At 50.5% G+C, this 7,114-nt stretch carries 8 protein-coding genes and 1 pseudogene; 8 read left to right on the forward strand and 1 reads right to left on the reverse strand.

Translation table 11 applies throughout. The annotated features are described in order from the left end of the window. The first annotated feature begins 3 nt into the window (after window positions 1-3). The 7 genes from H8L32_RS20385 to H8L32_RS20415 all read left to right on the forward strand — a co-directional run bounded on the left by H8L32_RS20385 (window position 4) and on the right by H8L32_RS20415 (window position 5,576). The gene (locus H8L32_RS20385) at window positions 4-1,194 is read left to right on the forward strand and encodes a beta-ketoacyl-ACP synthase (RefSeq protein WP_186949084.1); all 1,191 of its coding nucleotides are present in this window, start codon (window positions 4-6) and stop codon (window positions 1,192-1,194) included. Next, window positions 1,191-1,673 (forward strand): ApeP family dehydratase, encoded by a 483-nt coding sequence (locus tag H8L32_RS20390; RefSeq protein ID WP_186949085.1) that lies wholly within the window; start codon window positions 1,191-1,193, stop codon window positions 1,671-1,673. Before H8L32_RS20385 ends, H8L32_RS20390 begins: the two co-directional genes overlap by 4 nt. A gap of 2 nt (window positions 1,674-1,675) precedes the next feature. After that, entirely contained in the window at window positions 1,676-2,407 is a 732-nt protein-coding gene (gene fabG / locus H8L32_RS20395) for a 3-oxoacyl-ACP reductase FabG (RefSeq protein ID WP_186949086.1), read from the forward strand. Between the two features lie 8 nt (window positions 2,408-2,415). Beyond that, window positions 2,416-3,660 (forward strand): beta-ketoacyl-ACP synthase, encoded by a 1,245-nt coding sequence (locus H8L32_RS20400; protein ID WP_186949087.1) that lies wholly within the window; start codon window positions 2,416-2,418, stop codon window positions 3,658-3,660. A 46-nt stretch (window positions 3,661-3,706) separates the two neighbouring features. Then, window positions 3,707-4,156, forward strand: coding sequence for an excinuclease ATPase subunit (locus tag H8L32_RS20405; RefSeq protein WP_186949088.1), 450 nt, complete (start codon window positions 3,707-3,709; stop codon window positions 4,154-4,156). Window positions 4,157-4,301: 145 nt separating this feature from the next. Continuing rightward, on the forward strand, window positions 4,302-4,904 hold the full coding sequence (locus tag H8L32_RS20410) for a hypothetical protein (protein ID WP_186949089.1): 603 nt from the start codon (window positions 4,302-4,304) through the stop codon (window positions 4,902-4,904). Window positions 4,905-4,964: 60 nt separating this feature from the next. Beyond that, window positions 4,965-5,576 (forward strand): 4'-phosphopantetheinyl transferase family protein, encoded by a 612-nt coding sequence (locus H8L32_RS20415; protein ID WP_186949090.1) that lies wholly within the window; start codon window positions 4,965-4,967, stop codon window positions 5,574-5,576. Here H8L32_RS20415 and H8L32_RS20420 read toward each other — a convergent pair. After that, window positions 5,565-6,455, reverse strand: coding sequence for a polysaccharide deacetylase family protein (locus tag H8L32_RS20420; protein ID WP_230412325.1), 891 nt, complete (start codon window positions 6,453-6,455; stop codon window positions 5,565-5,567). The two genes, H8L32_RS20415 and H8L32_RS20420, sit on opposite strands and share 12 nt — an antisense overlap. Before the next feature lie 451 nt (window positions 6,456-6,906). Between H8L32_RS20420 and H8L32_RS20425 the strand changes: the two are divergent. Beyond that, window positions 6,907-7,114 (forward strand): annotated as a pseudogene (locus H8L32_RS20425) (DUF4214 domain-containing protein); the annotation flags it as partial.

Raw genomic sequence — 7,114 nt, forward strand, 5'->3', positions numbered from 1 at the left:
TTTATGAAGCTGTATTTACATCACTGTGGCGTAGTCTGTGCCCTGGGTGACAATCACCAGGAGATCAGGCGTCGCTTGCTGGACGAGGCCGATACCGGCCTGCAGATGACGGATGCCTGGTCACCGGGACGGATATTGCCGGTAGGCCAGGTGCGCGCTATCTTGCCCGATGTCAGCCATTTACCGGTGACCATGCGCAGCCGCAATAATCAACTGGCGCTGGCAGCACTGGCACAGATACGTCAGGCGGTTGATGCTGCAATACAGCGCTTTGGCGCTGATCGTGTGGGTATCGTCGTCGGTACCAGTACGTCCGGCATTGCCGGCACAGAGACAGCGTTGCGGGCTTATCACGAACATGGCAGCCTGCCAGCGTCGTTTCAGTATGCGGTGCAGGAAATGGGATCACCGGCAGCCATGCTGGCCCATGAACTGGGCACAGGTGGACCAGCCTATACCCATTCCAGCGCCTGTTCTTCCAGTGCCAAGGCGATGGCAAGTGCTGCCCGTCTGATCAGGATGGGCTTGTGTGATGCAGTGGTGACCGGCGGTGTGGATACCCTGTGCGAATTCACCGTGGCCGGTTTTTCTGCGCTTGAATCAGTCAGTACAGAATTCTGCAACCCGCTCAGTGCCAATCGCAAAGGCATCAATATCGGCGAAGGCGCTGCCTTCTTTCTGATGACTGCTGAACCGGCACCCGGTGCCGTGGCGCTGTGCGGCTGGGGGGAATCGTCGGATGGACACCACATGTCTGCACCTGACCCCGCTGGTGGTGGCGCCCGTATGGCGATTAACCAGGCTTTGCAGCGTGCCGGTATTGCAGCGTCCGAGGTTGACTATATCAACCTGCATGGTACTGCCACGGTGCAAAATGATGCGATGGAATCACGCGTGATCCAAGACATATTTGGCCCCGACATCGCTGTCAGTTCCACCAAGCCATTTACCGGACATACCCTGGGGGCTGCCGCTGCCATTGAGGCGGCACTATGCTGGCTGGCAATGCAGGCAGATAATCCGCAAGGCCTGTTGCCACCGCATCTGTGGGATGGCATTGCCGATCCACAATTGCCTGCCCTGCATACCGTGGCACCACGGCAGCAGACAGGTAAGCCTTTGCGCTGGATAGTCAGCAATTCTTTTGCGTTTGGCGGATCGAACGCATGCCTGGTGTTGGGGAAGACAGAATGAATCAAACCACCGCAAGTGTATTTCCACCGGTATTTCCGCCAGTGCGCAGTCTGGTCCCGCATGATGGCGAGATGGTCTTGCTGGACCGGGTGCTGGCAGCGGATGCCGAAACCCTGACTGCTGAAGTGGCGATCCGGCCAGAGACCCTGTTTTGCAAACCGCAAGGCGTGGATGCCTGGGTCGGTATCGAATACATGGCGCAGGCGATAGCAGCCCATGCCGGTTATCTTGCCAGCCTGCGCAATGAACCGGTGAAGGTCGGTTTTTTGCTGGGAACCCGGCGTTACGACTGCAGCCAGCCGGTATTTGCCACCGGTAGCGTATTGGAAGTGCAGATACAGCGGGTCTTGCAAGGGGACAATGGATTAGGGGCATTTGAGTGTGCCATCCGTGATCAGGCAAGCGGCGTGTCGCTGGCTGTAGCCACCATCACGGTATTTCAACCGGCTGATGCCAAAGAATTTCTGCAACGGAGTTAGAGATGAGTAAGAGTGTGCTGGTAACCGGATCTTCACGTGGTATAGGCAAGGCCATTGCCTTGCGTCTGGCCCGTGATGGCTACGATATCGTATTGCATTGCCGCAGTCAGCGTGAAGAGGCTGAGCTTGTGGCCGCTGAAATCACCGCTATGGGCCTGGGCCGTACTGCACGCGTATTGCAGTTTGATATAAGCGAACGGGACAATGCCGCAGCGCTGCTGCTGGCAGATGTGGAAGCACATGGTTGCTATTATGGCGTGGTCTGCAATGCTGGCGAGGCCAGGGATAATGCTTTTCCGGCCATGTCGGGCGAAGACTGGGATATCGTCCTCAATACCAATCTGGACGGCTTTTATAATGTGCTCAATCCTCTGGTCATGCCCATGGTGCAACGCCGCAAACCGGGCCGCATCGTTACCATGGCTTCAGTGTCTGGCCTGGTGGGTAATCGTGGCCAGGTCAACTATAGCGCCGCCAAGGCGGGTATCATCGGTGCCAGCAAGGCACTGGCCATCGAATTGGCCAAGCGTGCCATCACCGTCAACTGTGTGGCGCCAGGCTTGATAGAAACCGACATGATCAGTGAAGTACCACTGGAAGAAGCCTTGAAAATGATACCTGCACGTCGTGTCGGCAAGCCGGAAGAGGTGGCCGCCGTCGTCAGCTTCCTCATGCATGAAGATGCCGCTTATGTGACACGACAGGTGATATCGGTTAATGGAGGTATGGCATGAGTTCGGATATGAGCATTAATCGACAGAATCGCCGCGTCGTCGTGACCGGCATGGCTGGCATCAGCCCTTTGGGTAATGACTGGCCGGCTATTCGCAAGCAATTGGGTGAATTCCGCAATGCCGTCGTGCGCATGCAGGAATGGAGCGACTATGATGGTTTGAATACACAGTTGGGTGTACCGGCTGCGCCATTTGAACTGAATGAACGCTACCACCGCAAAGCCACCCGCAGCATGGGTAGAGTCGCCCTGATGGCAACCCGCGCCAGCGAAATGGCATTGATCGATGCAGGCTTGCTGGATGATCCTTTGCTGACCAGCGGAAAGATGGGAATCTCTTTCGGCTCATCGGCAGGTACGCCCAGTGCCATCGGTGATTTTGGCCGCATGATGGAAGAACGCACCACCAAAGGCATCAATGCGACCACCTATATCAAAATGATGGCACATACTGCACCAGTTAATATTGGTGTGTTTTTTGGCTTGACCGGTCGCGTGATCACGACTTCATCCGCCTGTACTTCAGGCAGTCAGGGCATAGGCTATGCCTATGAAGCCATACGCAGCGGCAAGCAAATTGCCATGATTGCCGGTGGTGCCGAAGAATTATGTGCCACTGAAGCGGCCGTGTTTGACACCTTGTTTGCCACCAGCGTGCGCAATGACAATCCGCAAGATACACCACGCCCCTTCGATGCCGGTCGTGATGGCCTGGTGATAGGGGAGGGAGCCGGCAGCCTGATACTGGAAGAGCTGGAACATGCACAGGCACGTGGTGCAAGAATTTATGCAGAACTGGTCGGTTTCGGTACCAATAGTGACGGTTGCCATGTGACGCAACCGAATGCAGAAACCATGAAGATCGCCATGCAACTGGCACTGGAAGACGCGCAATTACAGCCGTCCGATATCGCCTATGTTAATGCCCATGGCACCGGTACGCAGCAGGGTGATATTGCCGAAACCCAGGCTACCGCCCAGGTGTTTGGCAATGCCATACCCATCAGTTCCCTTAAAAGTTATATGGGACATACTCTGGGTGCATGCGGTGCACTGGAAGCCTGGATCAGCATAGAAATGATGCGTGAAGGCTGGTTCGCCCCCACCATCAATTTGCAGGAGCTTGATCCACAATGCGCAGAACTGGATTACATCAGGGGCGAGGGCAGGGCTATTGATTGCGAATACGTCATGTCGAACAATTTTGCATTTGGCGGCATCAATACCTCTTTGATTTTCAAAAAATATGCGTGATAGTCACGTGTGCTGATAGCGTGTTTTTTTAACAGGGAGATGGAACATGAAAAAATTGCTTTCTACTTTAATTGCACTGACCACATTGGCTGGATTTGCATTGCCCGTTGCGGCTGCTGACAATGTAGTGATGTTACCCATAGCAACCGCGATGGCCACCAATAATGCGCAGTACAGACTGGGTGACAAGGTGAAGTATTATTTTGGCTCGCAGGCTACGCCGCCCGTATTAAAAAAGATACTCAACGATCAGACAAATAAAAAAACAAATGCCTTGAACAAGTCGACGGAGCAGGCTTGCAATTGGGTATTCTTGTCCGCCATGTTGCAACTGAAAAAGCGCGCTGAAAGTTCGGGCGCCAACGCTGTGGTCAATATCGTCAGCAACTATGACAATGTTGAAAAATCGAGCGAAACAGAATTTGAATGCCATGTGAATGCCTTGATGGCCGGCGTTGTTCTCAAGGCAGATTTTGTGAAGATTGATAATAAATAAAAAAGTGTTGTGGTTTTATTTGTGCATGCTTTATCTTTGTGAATGTTTAAATTAACGACATGCACGAGCCACGCGTTTCAATGATGGTTTGATGTAAATTTTTGAAGTACAAAATTAATTGACGTTTCTATTGGGAAAACTATATATGAGTATCTGGAAAAAAATTCTACCTTTGGCAATAGTGCCAGTTGTCCTGTTATCAGGATGTGCCACCAAGAAGATTGCTTCCTTTACTTTTCCAGAGATGGGTACGATAGCAAAAAAAGGCGTAGGAGAAGAATTACTGGTTCAGGGAACCGGGCAACTGGTGCCTTCGCTCGTCATTTCTCAAGATGAGATGATTGGCACTTATACTTTGCGTAAAGGCGAATATCCATTTGAAGCTGAGAATGCGACGCGCATTAAATTTTTAAAGGATGGAAAAGACATCTTTCTTTACAAGGCTGAAAACAAAATTTGTCTTAGCAAAGAGCAATGCGCAGATATAAAGTATTCATTGAATAATAGAGTAGCGCAAAAGTCACAAAATGCATTTCAGCAAACCTTGTTATATAACGGCAAAATAGGAAACCGGATCACGCTTGGTTACAGGGAGTTTTCTAATAACATTGCGCGACCAGCCTTCAGTAACGAAGTTACATATGATCTGGATGAGTCGTCAATACTGGGTTATAAAGGCGCAAGATTGGAAATAGTCAAAGCGACAAATACTGAAATTACTTATAAAGTCTTGTCAGGTTTTGATTAAACGTATTGACTTTAAGTATTGCCTGGTAAGCTACTAATGTCAGTCGCCACGGTATGGCTTGTGGATAGTTCCCTTATCGAAGATAGGGAACTGGCTTGCTATATATCATGGCTTGGTCCAACGGAATTACAGCGTTACCAGCGCTTTGTCAGACCAGAGCGTCAGCGGCAGTTTCTGCTTGGACGTATTTTGTTGCGCCAAAGCCTGAGTCAGTTGCTGGACGTGCCGGTCAGTGCGTTGCAATTGACCGAGTGTCCTGGGAATGCGCCGCAACTGGATTTTCCGGTTTGTCCTGATCTTGGCTTCAGTCTTTCGCATAGCGGCAACTGGGTTGCCTGCGCGCTCAGTGCTAGTACCAGGCTGGGTCTGGATATTGAATTATTGAACCCTGATCGCGATTTTTCTGCGCTGGCATTGCATGCATTTGATGCTGCTGAAAATGCCTGGTTGCAGCAACAGGATGCTGGCAATCGCATGCATGATTTTTATCGGCTATGGACCAGCAGGGAAGCACATATAAAACTCAATGCTAAACTCAACGCTGAACTCAATGTGGAAAATGCAGAATGCCTGCACTTTCCACATCCAGAATTGTCCATCACGCTGTGCAGTGCAGAGCAGCTAACATCTTCACCGCAACTTTTGCACATTGATCTTCTGTCAGCGGAATAAACTCCAGAACCAGTTCCATATACCCGGCAACTCTGGCGGATTGCTGGCGTCTTTCACTACCCTCGCCAGGGCAGCCCGTTCCAGCTCTTCCCGGTTATCGTAAAATGGTTTTTCGCTGACGGGGATGTCCAGCTCTTTGGCGACATCCAGCAGAATGTCCAGATACTCTTCCAGATGGCTGGCGGTATAGGAATTGATATCGTGAAAAGTCACGACGATAGGTGTTACCCCATCCACAGCAGGCATCTCGTTGTTGCACCAGTGCGGACGTGCTGCCAACAACATTTTGCGCATGTTGCGGTGCTTGGTCAGGCTGAAATTGATGCCGTAAATAATGCCGTCATTGGCACTTAAATCCGTTAGCAGCATTTGCAGACCATGGCTGTGATAGGTATCCAGCGTGCGTGCATCATAATTCCAGAACGGTGGCCGCACCAGCTTGGGAGCGATACCCGTGATACCGGTCAGATCAGCAATACCTGATGCCAGCGAAGCATTGAACTCATCCTCTTTCAGATAGCGGTGGTTGGAGTGCCGTGGTGTCGCAGTATGGAAGGCCAGTAAATGACCTTTCTCCACTTCACGTTTCAACAGACTGCGACCATACTCAGTCCCACCGCCGTTGACTGCGCGTGTCTGGGTAAAGAAGATCGCCTTGATATCTGACTGATACGGGTTTTTCGACAAAGTCCGTAATACTGTTTCTGTTGGATTGTCTGGCTGCACGGCACTGGGGCCATCATCAAAGGTCAACAGATAACGAATCGGCGCAGGATTGCCTACACAGGTATCTGCCGCTGAAGAAGCATTATAAAAACCAGCCAACAGCAAAGCCAGCAAGCAGGTGGTAGTGAATTGCCTGTTACAGAAGGTCAACAAAGTCGGAATGCCGTTTTGGGTAGAAGGCCCGTATTGTATCTGCCCTCCCGGAATTTTTCTTGTTCATCCTGCTGGCGACCATGATTGACAAGCTGTTGTAATGGTGGCGATGACTGCCAGGTAAATACAATTATTTCCATGTGGAAATAACGGAAAGATAAGCCGCAGCGCCAGACCTTGTTTGTGTTTTCCCTATGCCTGATCTGATGACCGCTTAAACAACATAAAGAGGTCACAAAAGGGGCTTAATTCGCTATATCTGACGTGAAAACATTGAGATCACTATCGCGATAATGTAAATTCTTGATCAAGTCTTTAGCTGGAAGAGTATTTGTGATATGAGTCACAGGTAGATCAGGATTGACGTGTTAATCTTGCACCGCTAAAATTTGTAATATTCTGTAACCATTACAATTTCACATTTTTAAATTAATTTATCAGAGATCTATTCATGGCCAATACCGCTGCAGACATTCAAAAGCTTTACATCGCTTATTTCAATCGTCCAGCGGACCCACTGGGCCTGGCATACTGGACAGCGTCCAACCTGTCCCTCAAAGACATCGCGCAAAGCTTCTCCGTTCAGAAAGAATACGCAGACACGTATGCCAACCTGACCACAGCGCAAACCGTCAACACCATCTATAAAAACCTGTTCG

The organism is Undibacterium hunanense, assembly GCF_014284335.1.
GTDB classification, from domain to species: domain Bacteria; phylum Pseudomonadota; class Gammaproteobacteria; order Burkholderiales; family Burkholderiaceae_D; genus Undibacterium; species Undibacterium hunanense.